Origin of the sequence: Bradyrhizobium sp. 26S5 (assembly GCF_036923295.1) — a bacterium.
In the GTDB taxonomy this organism is placed as follows: Bacteria; Pseudomonadota; Alphaproteobacteria; order Rhizobiales; family Xanthobacteraceae; genus Bradyrhizobium; species Bradyrhizobium septentrionale.
On sequence record NZ_CP145948.1, the window covers coordinates 3,603,378 to 3,622,490 of the forward strand.

A 19,113-nucleotide genomic window follows, 5' to 3' on the forward strand; every position below is an offset into this window, starting at 1 on the left:
AATGCAGGGTTCGTTTCAGGTCGCTCAGGCTACCGGCACCGGCAATTCCACCAATTCGGCTCCCATCCGTATTTACAAGCTGACGAAGCCACTGACGGATCAGGCCGTCGTCATCAACCTTGGATACGACCAGAAGGCGAAGGTCGATTTCACATCGATCGCCAACGAAAAGATCACACTGATCCATGTCGGCGAAAAGCTGATCATTCTGTTCGACAACCAGTCGACGGTCACGGTCGAGCCGTTCTTCGACTCCCGTGCCGATGGCCAGGGCAACATCACGATCGAGACGGCGCCCGGCCGCGACATCTCGGTCCAGGAATTCGCCAATCTGTTTCCGATCAGCACGGACACCTCCGTGTTGCCGGCGGCCGACAATGGCGGCAACTCGAATGGCAACGCGCAGGCGAGCGGTGCGGACTTCAGGCCGTTCGCGGTTGATCCGCTGGCTCCCCCGCCTCTCAATGTATTGGCGCCGCAGGAAGAACTGCCGCCGTCGGCGCCCGGCGGGCAGCCGACGGGCACGCAGCAGGCCAGCTTCCAGCCTAATGAACCCACTACGCCTTCCACCATTTCGCCTCCGACCATTTCCGGCGGCTCCGTACCGTCGCTGACCGTCGATGAGAGCTTCCTGGCCGCGGCGACCAATCATGGCGTTGCCGGTTCGGGATTGGGCCCCGCAGGGGCAACGGTCGCGACTGTGCAGGTGTCGTTTGACGTCACGACGCCCGGCGGCCAGCAGTCGCTGACCTACGCGCTGTCGGTCACGTCGCCGAACGAAGATTCCGGTCTGATCGATACCGCGACCGGTCAGCACGTCCTGCTGACGGTGAACGCGGCCGGCGTCGTGGAAGGGCGCACGGCGGTTGGTGGCGATCTTGTCCTCACGGTCTCGGTCGACGCAACAGGCCACGTGACGCTGACCGATCTGCGCGCTGTTCATGAGGGAACACCGGGCGACTTCAATGAAGGGATTACGCTGGCGTCGGGCCTGATCACGCTGACCGCCACCGTGACTGACAACAACAACCAGACGGCAAGCGCGAGCGTCGACATCGGTTCGCATCTGACGATCCTTGACGATGGTCCGGTCAACCCGACGGTGGTTGTGTCTGGCGTCGAGCCGGTGCTGCTGACGTTCGATGGCGGCCTGGCCGGCGGCAACTTCGTCGGCCCCCAGGATTCGCACGACACCAACGCTTCTCCGACCGTTGCTTCCGTGAGCTTTGCCGGCGCATTCACATTCGGCAATCTGAACGAGGCCGGTGCCGACGGCGGCGCAACGACGATCACATATGCGCTGCAGTTCCATGCCGGGTTCAGCGAAGGCGGCGCTTCCGGCCTGACGTCCGGCGGCCTGGCGATCCATCTGTACGAGAACGGCGGTGTCATCACCGGCTCGACGGCGCTCACGGAAGGCGGAATCACGGCGGCCAACACGGTGTTCACGTTGAGCGTAGACGCTGCGGGCGATGTGACGCTGACGCAGACGCATGCGATCGATCATACGCAGACGGACACCTACAGCGGCTCCTACATCAACGACATCAAGCAGCTCGCCGCGAACCTGATCGATCTGAAGGCAAGTGCGGTCACCACCGACGGCGACGGCGATTCGTCCCCCACAGTCACGGCGCTGCTTGATCTGGGTGGCAATATCCAATTCGGCGACGACGGTCCGCGAGCCCCGACGGTGACGGTGACGCCGACGGACTCGGAGTCGATGTCATCGGGAGAACTGCTGACGTTCGACGGCGGCCTGGCCGGCGGCAACTTCACCGGCTTCCAGGACTGGCACGACACCAACCCGTCGGCGACGATCGCGACGGAGGACTTCTCCGGTGTGTTCACCGTCAGCAATACCAATCTGTACGGTGCCGACGGCGCCGGCGCGACCATCGTCAACTACACGCTGGGCTTCCACACTGGCGTTGCCGACGGCAGCGCCAGCGGTCTGACCCATGCCGGCAGCACGATCTTCCTGTACGACGTCGGCGGTGTGATCACCGGCTCGACCTCGGCGACGGCAGGCGGCATCAACGCCGGCAACACGGTGTTCACGCTGAGCGTCGGTCTGACCACCGGCATCGTGACGCTGACGCAGCTCGAGTCGATCGACCATTCGCAGACCGATACCTACAACGGCTCGTATCTTTACGATGTCAAGCAGCTGGCTGCGAACCTGATCGACCTGAAGGCGAGTGCGTTCACGACCGACAGCGAAGGCGACAAGACGGTCCCGGTCTCGGCTTCGATCGACGTCGGCCACCAGATCCAGTTCGGCGACGATGGCCCGCAGACCCCGACGGTGACGCTTGCCGCGTTCACCGCACCGGTGCTGCTGACGTTCGACGGCGGCCTGGCCGGCGGCAACTTCACCGGCACCCAGGACTCGCACGACACCAATGCGTCGGCGACGGTCGCGACGGAGGACTTCTCCGGCGCGTTCACCATCAGCAATACCAATTTGTACGGCGCCGACGGTGCCGGTGCGACCACGATCAATTACGCGCTCGGCCTGCACAGCGGCGTTGCCGACGGCGTCGACAGCGGGCTGACCCATGCCGGCAGCGCGATCTTCCTGTACGACGTCGGCGGTGTGATCACCGGCTCGACCTCGGCGACGGCAGGCGGCATCAACGCCGGCAACACGGTGTTCACGCTGAGCGTCGGTCTGACCACCGGCATCGTAACGCTGACACAGCTCGAGTCGATCGATCACTCGCAGATCGACACCTACAACGGCTCCTATATCAATGATGTGAAGCAGCTGGCGGCAAACCTCGTCGATCTAACGGCGAGCGCGTTTACCACCGACAGCGAGGGCGACAAGACGGTGACGGCTTCGGCCTCGGTCGATGTCGGCCACCAGATCCAGTTCGGCGATGACGGCCCGCAGACCCCGACGGTGACGCTGGCCGCGTTCACGGCACCGGTGCTGCTGACGTTCGACGGCGGCCTGGCCGGCGGCAACTTCACCGGCACCCAGGACTCGCACGACACCAATGCGTCGGCGACGGTCGCGACGGAGGACTTCTCCGGCGCGTTCACGATCGGCAACACCAACCTGTACGGCGCCGACGGCGCCGGGGCGACCACGATCAACTACGCGCTTGGTTTGCACAGCGGCGTGGCCGACGGCAGCGCAAGTGGGCTGACCCATGCCGGCAGCACGATCTTCCTGTACGACGTCGGCGGTGTGATCACCGGTTCGACGTCGGCGACGGCGGGCGGCATCAACGCCGGCAACACGGTGTTCACGCTGAGCGTCGGTCTGACGACCGGCGTCGTGACGCTGACGCAGCTCGAGTCGATCGACCACTCGCAGACCGACACCTACAGCGGCTCGTACATCAACGACATCAAGCAGCTGGCGGCGAACCTCGTCGACCTGACGGCAAGTGCTTTCACGACCGACAGCGAGGGCGACACGACGGTGACGGCCTCGGCTTCTGTCGATGTCGGCCACCAGATCCAGTTCGGCGATGACGGTCCGCAGACCCCGACGGTGACGCTTGCCGCGTTCACCGCACCGGTGCTGCTGACGTTCGACGGCGGCCTGGCCGGCGGCAACTTCACCGGTACCCAGGACTCGCACGACACCAATGCGTCGGCAACGATAGCGACGGAGGACTTCTCCGGCGCCTTCACCATCAGCAACACGAATCTCTACGGTGCCGACGGTGCCGGCGCGACCACGATCAACTACACGCTGGGCTTCCACTCTGGCGTTGCCGACGGCGTCGACAGCGGTCTGATCCATGCCGGCAGCACGATCTTCCTGTACGACGTCGGCGGTGTGATCACCGGTTCGACGTCGGCGACGGCGGGCGGCATCAACGCGGGCAACACGGTGTTCACGCTGAGCGTCGGTCTGACGACCGGCATCGTGACGCTGACCCAGTTCGAGACGATCGACCACTCGCAGATCGATACCTACAGCGGCTCCTACATCAATGATGTCAAGCAGCTGGCGGCGAACCTCGTCGACCTGACGGCGAGCGCGTTCACGACCGACAGCGAGGGCGACACGACGGTGACGGCCTCGGCCGCGGTCGATGTCGGCCACCAGATCCAGTTCGGCGACGACGGCCCGCAGACCCCGACGGTGACGCTTGTCGCGTTCACCGCGCCGGTGCTGCTGACGTTCGACGGCGGCCTGGCCGGCGGCAACTTCACAGGCACCCAGGACTCGCACGACACCAACCCGTCGGCGACCGTCGCGACCGAGGACTTCTCCGCCGCATTCACGATCGGCAACGGCAGTCTGTACGGTGCTGACGGTGCCGGGTCCACGACCATCAGTTACACGCTCGGCCTGCACGCCGGCGTTGCCGACGGCAGCGCCAGCGGGCTGACCCATGCCGGCAGCACGATCTTCCTGTACGACGTCGGCGGTGTGATCACCGGCTCGACTTCGGCGACGGTAGGCGGCATCAACGCCGGCAACACGGTGTTCACGCTGAGTGTCGGTCTGACCACCGGCATCGTGACCCTGACGCAGCTCGAGTCGATCGATCATTCGCAGACCGATACCTACAACGGCTCCTACATCAATGATGTGAAGCAGCTGGCGGCGAACCTCGTCGACCTCACGGCGAGCGGATTCACCACAGACAGCGAGGGCGACAAGTCTGTCACGGCTTCGGCCACGATCGATGTCGGCCACCAGATCCAGTTCGGCGATGACGGCCCGCAGACCCCGACGGTGACGCTGGCGGCGTTCACGGCGCCGGTGCTGCTGACGTTCGACGGCGGCCTGGCCGGCGGCAACTTCACCGGCTCCCAGGACTCGCACGACACCAACCCGTCGGCGAAGATTGCGACGGAGAATTTCTCCGGCGCCTTCACCATCAGCAATGCCAATCTGTACGGCGCCGACAGCGCCGGTGCGACCACCATCAACTACACGCTCGGCCTGCATGCCGGCGTGGCCAATGGCAGCGCCAGCGGTCTGACCCATGCCGGCGGCACGATCTTCCTCTATCTCGACAGCGTGACCGGTGTGGTGACCGGCTCGACCTCGGCGACGGTCGGCGGCATCAACGCGGGCAACACGGTGTTCACGCTGAGCGTCGGTCTGACCACCGGCATCGTGACGCTGACGCAGTTCGAGACGATCGACCATGCGCAGACCGATACCTACAGCGGCTCGTACATCAATGATGTCAAGCAGCTGGCGGCGAACCTGATCGACTTGAAGGCGAGCGCCTTCACCACCGACAGCGAGGGCGACAAGACGGTGACGGCCTCGGCCTTGGTCGACGTCGGCCACCAGATCCAGTTCGGCGACGACGGCCCGCAGACCCCGACGGTGACGCTGGCCGCGTTCACCGCGCCGGCGCTGCTGACGTTCGACGGCGGCCTAGCCGGCGGCAACTTCACCGGCACCCAGGACTCGCACGACACCAATGCGTCGGCGACGATCGCAACGGAGAACTTCTCCGGCGCGTTCACCATCGGCAATACCAATTTGTACGGTGCCGATGGCGCCGGCGCGACCACGATCAACTATGCGCTCGGCCTGCACGCCGGCGTGGCCAATGGCAGCGCCAGCGGGCTGACCCATGCGGGCAGCACGATCTTCCTGTATTTCGACAGCGTGTCCGGCGTGGTGACCGGCTCGACCTCGGGGACGGTCGGCGGCATCAACGCGGGCAACACGGTGTTCACGCTGAGCGTCGGTCTGACCACCGGCATCGTGACGCTGACGCAGTTCGAGACGATCGATCACTCGCAGACCGACACCTACAGCGGCTCGTATATCAACGACGTCAAGCAGCTGGCGGCGAACCTGATCGATCTGACGGCGAGTGCGTTCACGACGGATCATGAAGGCGACAAGACGGTCACTGCCTCGGCCTCGATCGACATCGGCCACCAGATCGAGTTTGGCGACGACGGCCCGAAGGCGCCGACGGTGACGCTCTCGGGGTGTCCGGAGCCAGTGCTGCTGACGTTCGACGGCGGCCTGGCCGGCGGTAACTTCACCGGCGTCCAGGACTCGCAGGACACAAACCCGTCAAAGACGATCGCAACGGAGGATTTCTCCGGTGCGTTCACGATCGGCAATACCAATCTGTACGGCGCCGACGGCGCCGGTGCGACAACGGTCAACTACACGCTCGGCCTGCACAGCGGTGTGGCCAATGGCAGCGCCAGCGGGCTGACCCATGCCGGCAGCGCGATCTTCCTGTATCTCGACAGCGTGACCGGCGTGGTGACCGGCTCGACCTCGGCGACGCAGGTCGGCATCAACGCGGGCAACACAGTGTTCACGCTGAGCGTCGGTCTGACCACCGGCATCGTGACGCTGACACAGCTCGAGTCGATCGATCATACGCAGACCAACACCTACAGCGGCTCGTACATCAACGACATCAAGCAGCTGGCGGCGAACCTGATCGATCTGAAGGCAAGTGCGTTCACGACCGATCATGAAGGCGACAAGACGGTCACGGCTTCGGCCTCGATCGACGTCGGCCACCAGATCCAGTTCGGCGATGACGGCCCGAAGACGCCGACGGTGACGCTGGCCGCGTTCACCGCACCGGTGCTGCTGACGTTCGACGGCGGCCTGGCCGGCGGCAACTTCACCGGTATCCAGGACTCGCACGACACCAATGCGTCGGCGACGGTCGCGACGGAGGACTTCTCCGGCGCGTTCACGATCAGCAATGCCAACCTGTACGGCGCCGACGGCGCCGGCGCGACGACGATCAACTACACGCTTGGTCTGCACAGCGGTGTGGCCAATGGCAGCGCAAGCGGTCTGACCCATGCCGGCAGCACGATCTTCCTCTATCTCGACAGCGTGACCGGTGTGGTGACCGGCTCGACCTCGGCGACGCAGGTCGGCATCAACGCGGGCAACACGGTGTTCACGCTGAGCGTCGGTCTGACCACCGGCATCGTGACGCTGACGCAGCTCGAGTCGATCGACCACTCGCAGACCAACACTTACAGCGGCTCGTACATCAATGATGTCAAGCAGCTGGCCGCGAACCTGATCGACTTGAAGGCGAGCGCCTTCACCACCGACAGCGAGGGCGACAAGACGGTGACGGCCTCGGCCTTGGTCGACGTCGGCCACCAGATCCAGTTCGGCGACGACGGCCCGCAGACCCCGACGGTGACGCTGGCCGCGTTCACCGCGCCGGCGCTGCTGACGTTCGACGGCGGCCTAGCCGGCGGCAACTTCACCGGCACCCAGGACTCGCACGACACCAATGCGTCGGCGACGATCGCAACGGAGAACTTCTCCGGCGCGTTCACCATCGGCAATACCAATTTGTACGGTGCCGATGGCGCCGGCGCGACCACGATCAACTATGCGCTCGGCCTGCACGCCGGCGTGGCCAATGGCAGCGCCAGCGGGCTGACCCATGCGGGCAGCACGATCTTCCTGTATTTCGACAGCGTGTCCGGCGTGGTGACCGGCTCGACCTCGGGGACGGTCGGCGGCATCAACGCGGGCAACACGGTGTTCACGCTGAGCGTCGGTCTGACCACCGGCATCGTGACGCTGACGCAGTTCGAGACGATCGATCACTCGCAGATCGATACCTACAGCGGCTCGTACATCAACGATGTGAAGCAGCTTGCGGCGAACCTGATCGATCTGACGGCGAGTGCGTTCACGACGGATCATGAAGGCGACAAGACGGTCACGGCCTCGGCCAAGATCGACATCGGCCACCAGATCGAGTTTGGCGACGACGGCCCGAAGGCGCCGACGGTAGCGGTGAGCGCAGCGACAGTCGGTGTCGACGAAACGCCCGGCGTTCAGACCACCGGCGGTGCAAGCGACGTCCTTGGCTCGACCGCGATCACGTTCAACGGTGCGGCGAACACGGTTGCCGGACTGTTTACGACCGTCGCGAGCAAGGGCAATGACACCGATGTGCCGGCGGCTTCGCTGGACAACGGTGCGCTCAGCTTTGCCTCCACGGGGGTCAGCAGCATCCTGACGGTGACCGGAGGCAGCTACGGCGCCGACGGCGCCGGAACGACAACCTACGGGCTGTCCGTGCTCAATGCTGCGTCTGGTCTGACGTTGACGGACGGCACCGCCATCACGCTGTCACTCGATGGCAGCGGCCGGATCATCGGCACAGTCGGCACCGACGTCGCCAACCCGAGCCTGACCGGCATGGTGGCGTTTGCCATCGCCATCGACCCGGCAACCGGTCGGCTCTATGTGGCGGAGTACCTCTCGCTCCACCAGAACGACACCACCAACCCCAACGACATCGTCGCGCTGGCGGCTGGAAAGGTGGGTGCGACGGTCACGGTGACCGACTCGGATGGTGATCATGCGGTAGCCACCGCCGACATCAGCACGCACATCAGCTTCCTCGACGATGGCCCGGCCTGGGTGTCGGCAGAACACGGTGTGATTGCCAATCAGGCAGGCTTTAGCCTCGTTGGAGATCTGCAATACACGCTTGGCGCGGATGGCTTGGGGTCGCTCTATTTCGCGGGCGTATCCACCGATCCGCTACATCCCACAGCCACGACGCTCCAGGCGGGCGGATTTGCGGTCTCGGAATATGTGGATGCAAGTGGCGTCCTCCACGGTGTTGCCAATGGGGCGGACGCCTTCACCGTATCGCTCGATCCGACCACATCGACTTACGTGTTCAACCTGTTCCATACCCTCGATTCATATACACAGCAGTCCATCAACACCTCTGGTGCCGTGCACGGTTCTGGTCCGGCTTCGTACGCCGTATTGTCAGACACCAGCGCCAATCCTGTAACCATATTGACGGGCTACCACACAACCGGGGCATTCAATGTAGGGAGCTGGTTTGGTGAAACGCACGATACGTTGACGAGTGCGGCGCTGACCCAGGACACCATCAACGCAAGTTCGTCAGGCGAGGGCGTCCACAGCAACAACTTCAATCAGGGCGATTTCATGCGCTTTGATCTTGGGAGTGTCGGCGATAACAGCAATGGCGATACCTGGACGTACGGCCAGGCGCCGGGTGCATCGGCCGTGGGGACGGGAAATCAGATTTCATTCACCGTCAACGCCATCGGTGGTTCGACAATTATCGACTATGTCGTGCACAGCGTCGATGGCACGGTGACCTCCCATGTCTATAATTCGGCTACCGATGGGACCACCATTACGGCCACCGGGCATGGGAATATCGACTATGTTGAGTTGTATGACGTTTCCGGCAAGTCGAAGATCCTGCTGGCTGGAATATCCGAACTCGTCAACGATGGCGCCACCGACGTACCCTTTACCGTAGGCGTCAAGGACGGTGACGGAGACGCCGCTACGGGGTCGTTCGCTGTGAACGTGAACGGCGGAACGACGCTTTTAGGGACCGCTGGTAATGATGTCATTGTCGCCGGATCAACCAGTGAAACGCTCACTGGTGCCGGCGGGAGCGACAAGTTCGTTCTCAATCTCAGCGCCCACGACATCATCAGTGATTTTAGCAGCAATGATTTGGTCCTTCTCGACGTGGCCGGCCTGAGTCTCCCGACGGGCGCTTCAAACGCCGTCACAGCCAGTCAGTTCACGTCATCGGCAGCCACCGGCGGGACCGAGAACAACGCGAGCGCCTGGAACGAGAGCGGAAGCACGAACAAGTTCTTCTTCAACAATACGACGCATGAGCTCTGGTACTCGGCAAATGGCACGGGCACCGACAAGGTGGATCTTGCTCACGTGAGCACCGGCGTTCCGGCGGCCGCGAACGTTCATCTTTTCTAGGCCTGGCTTGCAGCAAAAGCGAAAATCCGCGGAGACCGCTCCGCGGATTTTTTCTTTGGATTTCGTCTGGGATTCTTTCTCGATTGAACGCGCCCTTACTCGGGCGCGATCACATCAGCACGGGCAGGAAGCCTGCGAGGGGGCTCGCTGCATCTAGCGGCTCCACCCCGGTCCACTCGGCGTCCGCCGCATTGGCGGCCGCCGGCGCCGCGTCGGCCTCGCCATCGAGCGGGAGACGCTTGGCGTAGGGCGCCGCAAACAGCTGCACGCCGCGGTCGTTGATCGCAAACATCGGCGTGAAGTTGCCGAGCTCGCCGTCGTCGATCAGCTCGGAGCGGCGGCTGTCGAGGATCAGCCAATGGCCATCCAGGCGCGCCGCCAGCACGGCATGATCCTGGCGGATGGCGCGATCGCGGCCCAGCACCAGGCGCAGATCCTCGCGCGGGAAGCCGGCTTCGCTGAGCGCGATCAATTTTGCGATCGCGTAGTCCTCGCAATCGCCCTTGCCGGTTGCAAAGGTGGCAAGCGGGGCGGTCCAGCGGTCGGCCTCGCCGTGCTGGGCGAAGTCGCTGACATAGCGGATCGTCTGGTTGACGGCGCGGTTGGCCTCATCCAGCCCGTCGCGTCCGGACTTGGATTTGACCGCGCCGATCAGGCGGAGGAATTGCGCGGCATGCGACGGGCAGCCGGCGGCGTTCTCGCGGCACTGCTCGAGGATGGTCCGCTCCCTGGCGAGATCGGATTCGAGGCCGCGCCATTTGTGCCAGAGACTGTTCTCCGGTGCGCGGAAGGTGAACAGGCCGAACGGCTCGGTGCCAACAGGCGGAAGCGGCTTCGCCGCAGGCATTGCGTCGGTCGCGGTATCCAGCGGGGTGAGCGAAGCGGTGCGGATCGCGTTCGGACCACGGCCGCGCTGCCGGTCGAGCTTGGCCAGAACGTCGCTGATGGTGAAGAAGGTGGCCGGTGGGCGGTTTGATGCTGCGTCCGAAGCCGGCGGGGGCTCGCCGGCGCCGTTGCCGAGCGTGAGCTCGTCCGCAGCAAACGCTGATGGCGCCGCGCAAAGACCTATCGACAGTGCAGCCACGGCGATGACCGCCGACGCGGCAGACTTCAGCGACTTCATATGACGTCCCCACTATCGGGGACCGTCAACGTCTATGCGTCGATCTGCGTCCCCGCTGTTATCGGGACGTAGACTGGCGCGCGCGCCGCTTAAGCGGGGTTAAGTGGAGGGGGCCGGTGCCGGGAATGTCGGAAAAGCGGTCAATCCAGGGTTTGCCCGTTCGTTCGAAATTGAACGATCGAAAGTCACGATCGGTTAACCACGCAAGCCGCAAGGCCGATCAGCGTTCGCGCAGGGCCTCGTCACGCAGCAGGCGCGCGGGCTTCACGATGTAGTCCAGCACCGACTTCTCGCCGGTCAGCACCTCGACCGTGGCCACCATTCCCGGAATGATCGGATGCGGATTCTGCTCGGTGCCGAGATGGTTTTTGTCGGTGCGCACCATGACCCGATAGAAGGTCTCCGGACGTTCGGTCTTTTCCGCCTTGTCGTCGACGATGGTGTCGGCGCTGATGCGTTCAACCTTGCCCTTCAGCGATCCGTAGACCGAGGAATCATAGGCGCTGATCTTCACCACCGCGTCCTGGTTGGGGCGAATGAACGCGATGTCCTGGGGACGAATCCGCCCCTCGACCAGGAGCGTGTCGTCCAGCGGCACGATATCCATCAGATTGGCGCCCGGCTGCACGACGGCACCGACCGTGCTGACGTTCAGTTTGTTGACGATGCCGTGGACCGGTGCCTTCAGGTCGGTGCGGCGCACCCGGTCCTGGGCGGACTTGATGTTCTCGTCGAGCACGGCGAGATCGCCGCGCGATTTGGCCAGATCCTCGTCGGCCTGCGAGCGGAAGGAGGCGGTGATGTTCGCGATCTTCGATTGCGCTTCGGCGAGCTGTCCCTTCATCTCGGTGGCCTGCCGGTCCAGCCGCAGCATCTCGATCTCGGGCACGACCTTCTGCTCATAGAGCTTGCGCGTCAGGCTCTGCTCGCGTTCCAGAAGCTTGAGGGAGCCGGAGAGGCGGGTGACCTGCTGATTGAGGACATCGATGTCCTGCGCGACCTTCTGGGCCCGCATCTTGAACACGCTGGCCTCGGTCGCAACGGCGGCCGGAGCCACCGTGTCGACTTGATCCGGAAAGGTGATCTCGCTTCGCCCGCGCGCCTCGGTTTCGAGCCGGGCCACCCGCGCCGCCATCGCCGCGCGGCGCTCGCGGATTTCGCCGAACTCGGAAGCGAACTTCGTGTCGTCGATGCGCATCAGGGACTGGCCCTGCTGAACGATGTCGCCTTCCCGCACCAGGATATCGCCGACGATGCCACCTTCGAGCGACTGCACCACCTGCATCTGCCGCGACGGCACGACGCGCCCGCTGCCGCGCTTGACCTCGTCGAGCACGGCAAAGTGCGCCCAGGTCAGGAACGTCACAAGCAGCGCGCAGGACGTCCACAGCAGCATGCGGGAGGTGCGGGGCGTGCGCAGCAACGCCGCGGACCGGATATCATTTGCAAACGCAAAATCGGAAGACGCCATAATATTTGCTCGTTATGCAGATTTCGGCTGGATCGTATTCTCCGGCGACGGAGCCGCGGACGCAGGCCTTCCCTGCAGCAGGGCGAGCACCTTGTCGCGCGGGCCGTCGGCAACCAAATGGCCATTGTCAAACAGCAGCAGCCGATCGACCATGTTCAGCAATGACAAACGATGGGTCGAGATGATGATGGTCATGCGATCGTCCTGGAGCCCTTTGAGCCGCTCAAGGAATTCCTGTTCGCTGCGAATGTCGAAATGCGCGGTCGGCTCGTCGAGGAAGAGCACGCGAGGCTTGCGGATCAAGACGCGCGCGAGCCCGATGGCCTGCTTCTGGCCGCCCGACAGGCTGCGGCCACCTTCCGAGATCGGCATGTCATAGCCCATCGGATGGCCGGCGATGAAGCTCTCGACGCCGGAGAGCCGCGCGGCAATCAGGACTTCCTCGTCGGTCGCTTCCGGTTTGCCGAGGGCGATGTTGTCGCGCAGCTTGCCGAAGAACAGGTCGGTATCCTGCATCGCAAAGCCGATGCCGGCGCGCAGGTCCGAAGGATCGTATTGCCGGGAGTCGACGCCGTCGACCAGGATACGGCCTTCCTTCGGCTCGTAGAATCCGAGCAGCAATCTGCCGACCGTGGTCTTGCCCGATCCCACCCGGCCGATGATGCCGACCCTTTCGCCGCCCTCGATCTTGAAGCTGACCTTTTCGAGCGCGTTGCCCGGCGCGTTGGGGTAGGCGAACGACACGTTCTCGAAGGCGACCTTGCCGTCTTCGATCCGTCTCGCGACATAGGATCGGGTCGGCGAACGTTCCCGCTCGATCGACATGATGCGGTCGATCGCCTTGAGGGCCGATATCGTCTGCGTTCCCTTGGTGATCACGGAGGCGATCCCGGCGATCGGCGCCAGGACGCGGGCGGCGAGCATGTTCGCTGCGACCAGCGCGCCGACGCTGAGCTTGCCGTCGAGGATCAGGAAGATGCCGACGATGACGAGCAGCAGGCTGGTGATCTGCTGGGCGGTGCTCGCACTCGTCAGCGACAGCGACGACCAGAAGTGAACGTCCTCACCGGATCGGGCGGTCGCTGCAACCGAACGCTCCCACAGGGTCTGCATGCGCGCCTCGGCGCCGGTCGCGCGGACGGTTTCGAGACCCGACAGGGACTCGACGAGCACGCCGTGACGCGCGGCGGATTCGGCCTGCAGGCGCTTCATGGCGCGATCGAGCGGGCGTTGCAGCAGGAAGCCGATCAGCATGACGAGCGGGAGCATGAGCAGCGGGATCCACGCCAACGGCCCGGCAATGAGGAACAGCACCCCGACAAAGAGCACAGCAAACAGCAGGTCGGTCGCGGAAACCACGCTTCCGGACGTGAAGAATTCACGCACCGAGTCAAAGTCCCGGAGCTGGTTGGCGAGGATGCCGACGGAGGTCGGCCGTTGCGCCATCTTCACCGCCATCACATGCTCGAAGATGTTGGCGGCCAGCACGACGTCGATGGTCTTGCCGGTCACGTCGATCATGCGACTGCGGACCATGCGGAAGATGAAATCGAACAGGATACCGAGCCCCATGCCGATCGACAGCGCGATCAGGGAGGGGATCGCGCCGTTGGGGATGACGCGGTCATAGACGCTCATCGTGAACAGCGGCGTCGCCAGCGCGAGGATGTTGGTCAGAAACGCGGCGATCGCGATGTGGCCGTAACTGGGCCAATGCGTCTTGACCACCGACCAGAACCAGTGGCTCCTCGGGATGTCGCCGGCGGCGACGGTGCGCGCATCGGCGTGCGCAGCACTTCTCACCAGGAACGCGTAGCCGGTGTAGTCGGCGGCGAGCGAGGCGAGTTCGACGATGCGCGGGCTGTTCGGCGTCTCAGGATCGACGATCTTGATGGTCTTGTTCGCCGTGTCCACGCCCAGAAGGATGAGCGCCGTTCCGTTCTTCATGATGAGGACAGCCGGCAAGACAAGCGCGGGAATTTCCGAAATGTCGCGCTTGACGGCCTCGGTCTCCAGGCCCGCGCGTCTGGCCGCACGGTCGTAGAGCGAGACGGACAGGCGTCCGTCCGTGATCGGCAGTCCGCCGAGCAGAGCTTCGCGGCTCACCGCGCGGCCGTGATAGGCCGCAAGATAGGTCAACGACGCGCTGAGGGGATCGTCGCCCAATGCGCTCGGCCGACCTATCGCGGCAGGCTTTGAAGTTGATTCATCCGGCGAGAGGCGGCCGGCGTCAGCCGCCGGGCTGGGAGTTCGCAATAACAATTCGAAACCTCGACAACCAAAATGGAAATGCAGAAATCGCGCATTCAAAGATTTCGCGCAGGCTACAACAAACGGCGAACAAAATCAGCGAAACTTGCTTTAAGTATTAATACGGAATCGAAAGGGCCCCGTTTGGGGCCCTTCCGGCAGTCCTGATTTTGGTTGGCGGGCCTTCTACCGAGCGGAGCTCGGGAAGGCCGACAGCAGCCAGTGGGGCTTGGTCGAGGCATAGGAACTCGCATTCGCCGAGACCGATGGATCCGCGTAGATGACGTTCGGGCCGTCGCTCGCACTCTTCTGCTGCTGCATCCATTCCGAGGAACCGGGCACGGCCGCGGTCGTCGTCGAGCCGGTCCAACGGTCGGCAAAACCGACATCTTTGCCGACCTCCTTGGGCTGGGCCGCCGCATAGGTCTTGCCGGGACGGGCTACGGGGGCCGGAACGCCGACGTGCAGCGGTTCGGACCCCGTTTGCGGCGCGTTCACGCGCAGTGTGGGAAACGAGTAGCGGGGCAGGCCAATCGAAAGCATGTCCGTGGGGGCAGCATCGACCGGCGGGGGAGCCTTCAGATACTCGATCAGGGTCCCCATCGCGGCCAGCAGCTGATAGTCGGCGAACACGACGACGCTGCGGGCAGAGGTGAGCGAGACCGACGCGTTGAAGAACTGGTTCTGCGCGTTCAGGAGGTCGATCAGCGAACGCTGGCCGAGCTCGTACTCCTTCTGGAAGGCCGCGATGGTCTTGCGGTCCGCTTCCAGCTGGCGCGCCAAGGCCGCGATGCGCGTGGCCGTAATCGTACGGGCATTCCACGCCTTGTCGATCGACTCATACGCGTCGCGCTGCAGGCGCGCGTGGCGCATGGTGGCTTCGGTAAAGCGCTCGGCCTTCTCCGACCTGTTCCAGGCATCCTGGCCGCCGCGGAAGATGTCCCAGGACATCACCACCTTGCCACTATAGTCCTCATGCGTAATGGCGGGAGTTCCGGTGGCCGCCACGTAGGGGTACGAGTTGTCGTAGTGGGTTGCCCGTCCCTCGAGATAAAACTTCGGGCCGAACGTTCCGTCCGTGGCCTTGAACGCATGCTTGGCGGCGTCGGCGTCGGACTGTGCTGCCGCAATCGTCGAATTGAACCGCAGGGTGGTCGCGAGCGCCTCGTCGCGGCTGTTCGGCAATCCCGCGAGAGGAGCGGGGAAGCGAACATTGATTGGCTCGAGGCCGACCGTCTTGCGGTACTTCGCCCTGGCATCCTCGAGGCTGCGCTGGAATTCGGCGAGTGCCGCACGGGCGGCTTCGACGCGCTCCCGGGCTTGCTCGAGGTCGCCTTCGCCGGCGCGGCCACCCGAGAAGCGGGAATTCACGTTTGCAAAGATCTTCTCGTGATTGGCGACGTTCTGCTGGGCAAGGCTGACCAGCCGGATGTAGCGCACGACGTCCATGTAACCTTCGGCGGCGTCGAGGGCCAGCAGCTCGGTTCTTTCCTTGACGCGGGAGGCCGCGGCATTCACGCGCGCCGTCTGGCGCCAGACGTCATAGATCGACGAAAAGCCATCCCACAGCAGCTGGCGCACCACCACCGATTCCTGGCTGCCATTGCGCCACGGTCCTGCACCCACAACCGGTGCCGCCTGAATGTTCGGGCTGATGAAGCCCGGCGGCTGATCGAACTTTTCCGGTCCGTAGCTGGCGTCAATCCGCACCTGCGGCAGCAGCGTGCTCTGGGTTTGCCTCAGTTCGCTTTCCGTCGCTCGACGATTTGCCGAAGCCTCGCCAACGCCCGGGTTGGTCTGCATCGCCTGGCGCAATGCATCGTTAATGGAGAAAACCTCGGCACATGCTGGCGTTGCCGCCAGGCAAAGGCACGCGACGACCGTGTATGCCGACCTCATCAATTCCGCCCCCAACTCACAAAAATATTACGTAGAATCTGCGAAGCGTAACGTACGGCGGTTCCGTAACCTATGACATTTCGGCCACACAACGGCCCTATGTGGAGCGGAGCCATCGGGCGCGGGCAAACAAAAATCTAAGATTTTGATTAAAATCCAATGTTTTGCTGCCATTGCGCTGGGATCCGGACTGGTACTAACCAGCAACACCAGGGTCCCTGAACAGGAAGGTCAGTTAAGTTTCTCTTACTGGGCGCCAGACCCTGCTTCTGTTCGCGACAGGCCGCCAGATCGGCTGCAACGAGGGCGGAGCGCTGGAATCTGACAAAGGCCGCCAAGCGGCTCGTTTACTCGGGTCGCAAGGATCGACGGAGCTGCCCCTTCCGGGCCGCAAAGACATCTGTCGTCAGCTCGGTTCCCTTGCCCTTCATCGCAACCGACGTTCCTCCCGTGACCGAGAAGGTTTGGTCATCGATCCGGTCTCGGTAGACAATGTCGGGAGGGGGCCGCGACTTCACTCTGGCGCAATCGGATGCGGCGGACGTTCGATCGATGCCCTGAGGCCCTCGAGTTCGACGAAGACATCAGCTTGCCTGCGAAGCTCGTCGGCGATCATGGGAGGTTTCGTTCGAATGCTGGAAACGACCGTGACACGCACGCCCTTCCGCCTGACGGCTTCGACAACGGCCCGCAAATCACCATCACCGGAGAACAGGAATGCGTGGTCGATGCGGTGCGCAATTTCCATTGCGTCGACCGCGAGGTCGATGCCGATGCTGCGCTTCATCCGTCGCCGTCCCTCGCCGTCGTCGTGCTGCTTGGCTGCCTTTCTTCGGACCGAATAGCCGTTGTAGTCGAGCCAATCCACCAGCGGCCGAAGGCTGCTGAACTCGTCATCGTCTCGCACGACGGTGTAGAAATATGCACGGACGAGCTGCCCATGCTTGCTGAATTCCGCAAGCAGTCGCCGGAAATCAATCTCAAAACCGAGGTGCTTGACGGTGGTGTGGAGATTCGCGCCGTCGATAAAAAGTGCAATGCGATCGGTCATCTCAAATCCCCATGACGCCCGGATCTGTCGCTGTATGCTTTTGGTTCTGGAAATGCCTCGGGTGCGTGGCGGGCGTCCTGATTGAAATGACCGATCCTAGAGCAATGACTCGGTCGGGAAAAAGCTGAAATTTTCGACACGGCGGGTGTCATGTTGATCGTGCGCTTATTGATAAGATTGCAATCGACGCGACACGGCCGGCCGTAGCGACAAATGAAACGGTCGTCGTTGAAAGGACGCCAACGTTCGCACCCGCGCTTGGACGAAGGCGCTCGGGCAGCGACGAAGAATTGTCAGCTATGGCGCTTCGTTTGTGGCGCTTCGTTGGCATCGGCCGCAATAACCGCGCGCGCAATTCCAATTCCAATCCTGATATCCGTGGACTATCAAAACAAATGAGTGCTTACGTCGTCGGGCGAGCGCCGCCGTCGACGCCAGCCAATGGTGCAGCGCACCGGTGCCGACGAGCCCGTGTGCACAAGGTGACGATTGCGTCAGATGCAAGATTACATTTAAAATTGATCACGTGTAGCGGCGCCGTTTCGCGCCGGTGCGATATTTCGAGATACCACCTTTTTGCAGACACAAGTTTTCTCGCCTCTCGGGGAGAGGACGGTTTTATTGCACTGACAGTTTGTTTTGCTGGCGGTGTGGCGGCGGCGTGTCTGCTGCGCCGCGTCGATAAGTCTTGTCGCGCTGACAGCAGCAGCGAGGACCGACGGAGCGGCATGGCTCGACGGGCAGGCAGAGGAAGTGGGCTCGCAAGGGCGAGCCCGCCGTGACCTCGCCAACCGGACGACCGATCGAGGACCGGGGTCGCGGGACTTGGCCGAAGCGTGTGAGATGCCTCGTCGTCTTTTCGCTCTGCATCCTGCTAGCCTGTTGCGGGGCGGCGCGCCCGGCCATTGAGGAGGAGGCTGAGCCGGCAGCGATCAACCCGACGCCGGTCAGCCTGAATGGCGCGCTCGCGGATTGCCGCAGCGCCTTCCCGGATCAGATCGCACAGGCGGAGGCGAGGGCGTCCTGCGTGATCAAGGCGACGGACCTCGCACGGGCGCTGCTTCCGTTTCCCGAATTGCTCGATCGGGAGAATGCCCTGCGCAAGGCGTTGGCAGGGCAGGTTCAGGCAAAGACAATGTCCCTGCTCGAGCGAAACGTGCAGATCCAGAAGCTTCATTCGCAGCTCCTCGAGGAAGAGCGCAGCAGGCAATCGGCAGCGCCGGCCGACGCCGGCAAGCCGCCGCTGGCGGTCGCGCAGTGGCGACAATCGAACCCGGAGAGTTGCGGGCGGCTCGGAGGGGAGTTTGGGGGCTGCTTTCAAGACGGACGCAAAGTCCGTCAAGGGCCTGGCTTCTTCAAAACGAGCGGTCAGATCTGGATCGCCATCGTCGTTGTCATGCAGCGGCGCCGATCGCGCCTGGAAGTCCGGCGCTGCCTTCTGGCCGTTCTTTACAGATGGATGGTTCGACAGAATGACCGTAGTTTCACGGGCGCGCGTACGACCACCGCTTGTCGTGGCTTCCCCGTAAAGCCACGGATACCACGTGTGGTGCGAGGGAACCCCTTATCGGTTCGACATTAAT

At 63.5% G+C, this 19,113-nt stretch carries 7 protein-coding genes; 2 read left to right on the forward strand and 5 right to left on the reverse strand.

All coding sequences use genetic code 11. The annotated features are described in order from the left end of the window. Window position 1: 1 nt before the first annotated feature. Complete coding sequence (locus V5279_RS16620; RefSeq protein WP_338699106.1) at window positions 2-9,736, forward strand: DUF5801 repeats-in-toxin domain-containing protein; 9,735 nt, start codon at window positions 2-4, stop codon at window positions 9,734-9,736. Between the two features lie 109 nt (window positions 9,737-9,845). Here V5279_RS16620 and V5279_RS16625 read toward each other — a convergent pair whose 3' ends face one another. The 5 genes from V5279_RS16625 to V5279_RS16645 all read right to left on the reverse strand — a co-directional run bounded on the left by V5279_RS16625 (window position 9,846) and on the right by V5279_RS16645 (window position 17,530). Beyond that, window positions 9,846-10,859: a transglutaminase-like cysteine peptidase gene (locus V5279_RS16625; RefSeq protein ID WP_338699108.1), complete on the reverse strand. Its 1,014-nt coding sequence runs from the start codon at window positions 10,857-10,859 to the stop codon at window positions 9,846-9,848. A gap of 220 nt (window positions 10,860-11,079) precedes the next feature. After that, the gene (locus V5279_RS16630; protein ID WP_166294181.1) at window positions 11,080-12,330 is read right to left on the reverse strand and encodes an HlyD family type I secretion periplasmic adaptor subunit; all 1,251 of its coding nucleotides are present in this window, start codon (window positions 12,328-12,330) and stop codon (window positions 11,080-11,082) included. Between the two features lie 12 nt (window positions 12,331-12,342). Beyond that, a complete protein-coding gene (locus tag V5279_RS16635) occupies window positions 12,343-14,496 on the reverse strand; it encodes a type I secretion system permease/ATPase (RefSeq protein ID WP_338699112.1) in 2,154 nt (717 codons plus the stop codon). Window positions 14,497-14,766: 270 nt separating this feature from the next. Further along, on the reverse strand, window positions 14,767-16,479 hold the full coding sequence (locus V5279_RS16640) for a TolC family outer membrane protein (RefSeq protein WP_338831728.1): 1,713 nt from the start codon (window positions 16,477-16,479) through the stop codon (window positions 14,767-14,769). A 514-nt stretch (window positions 16,480-16,993) separates the two neighbouring features. Next, window positions 16,994-17,530, reverse strand: coding sequence for an NYN domain-containing protein (locus V5279_RS16645; protein WP_338699114.1), 537 nt, complete (start codon window positions 17,528-17,530; stop codon window positions 16,994-16,996). 778 nt (window positions 17,531-18,308) lie between these two features. On the opposite strand from V5279_RS16645, the gene V5279_RS16650 reads away from it, so the two are divergent. After that, window positions 18,309-19,112 (forward strand): hypothetical protein, encoded by an 804-nt coding sequence (locus V5279_RS16650; RefSeq protein WP_338699116.1) that lies wholly within the window; start codon window positions 18,309-18,311, stop codon window positions 19,110-19,112. The last annotated feature ends 1 nt before the right edge of the window (window position 19,113 follow it).

Excerpts from the sequence above, each read along its gene's own strand:
- V5279_RS16620 (WP_338699106.1), top strand. The coding sequence starts at position 2 with ATGCAGGGTTCGTTTCAGGTCGCTCAGGCTACCGGCACCGGCAATTCC.
- V5279_RS16625 (WP_338699108.1), bottom strand. The coding sequence starts at position 10,859 with ATGAAGTCGCTGAAGTCTGCCGCGTCGGCGGTCATCGCCGTGGCTGCA.
- V5279_RS16630 (WP_166294181.1), bottom strand. The coding sequence starts at position 12,330 with ATGGCGTCTTCCGATTTTGCGTTTGCAAATGATATCCGGTCCGCGGCG.
- V5279_RS16640 (WP_338831728.1), bottom strand. The coding sequence starts at position 16,479 with ATGAGGTCGGCATACACGGTCGTCGCGTGCCTTTGCCTGGCGGCAACG.
- V5279_RS16645 (WP_338699114.1), bottom strand. The coding sequence starts at position 17,530 with ATGACCGATCGCATTGCACTTTTTATCGACGGCGCGAATCTCCACACC.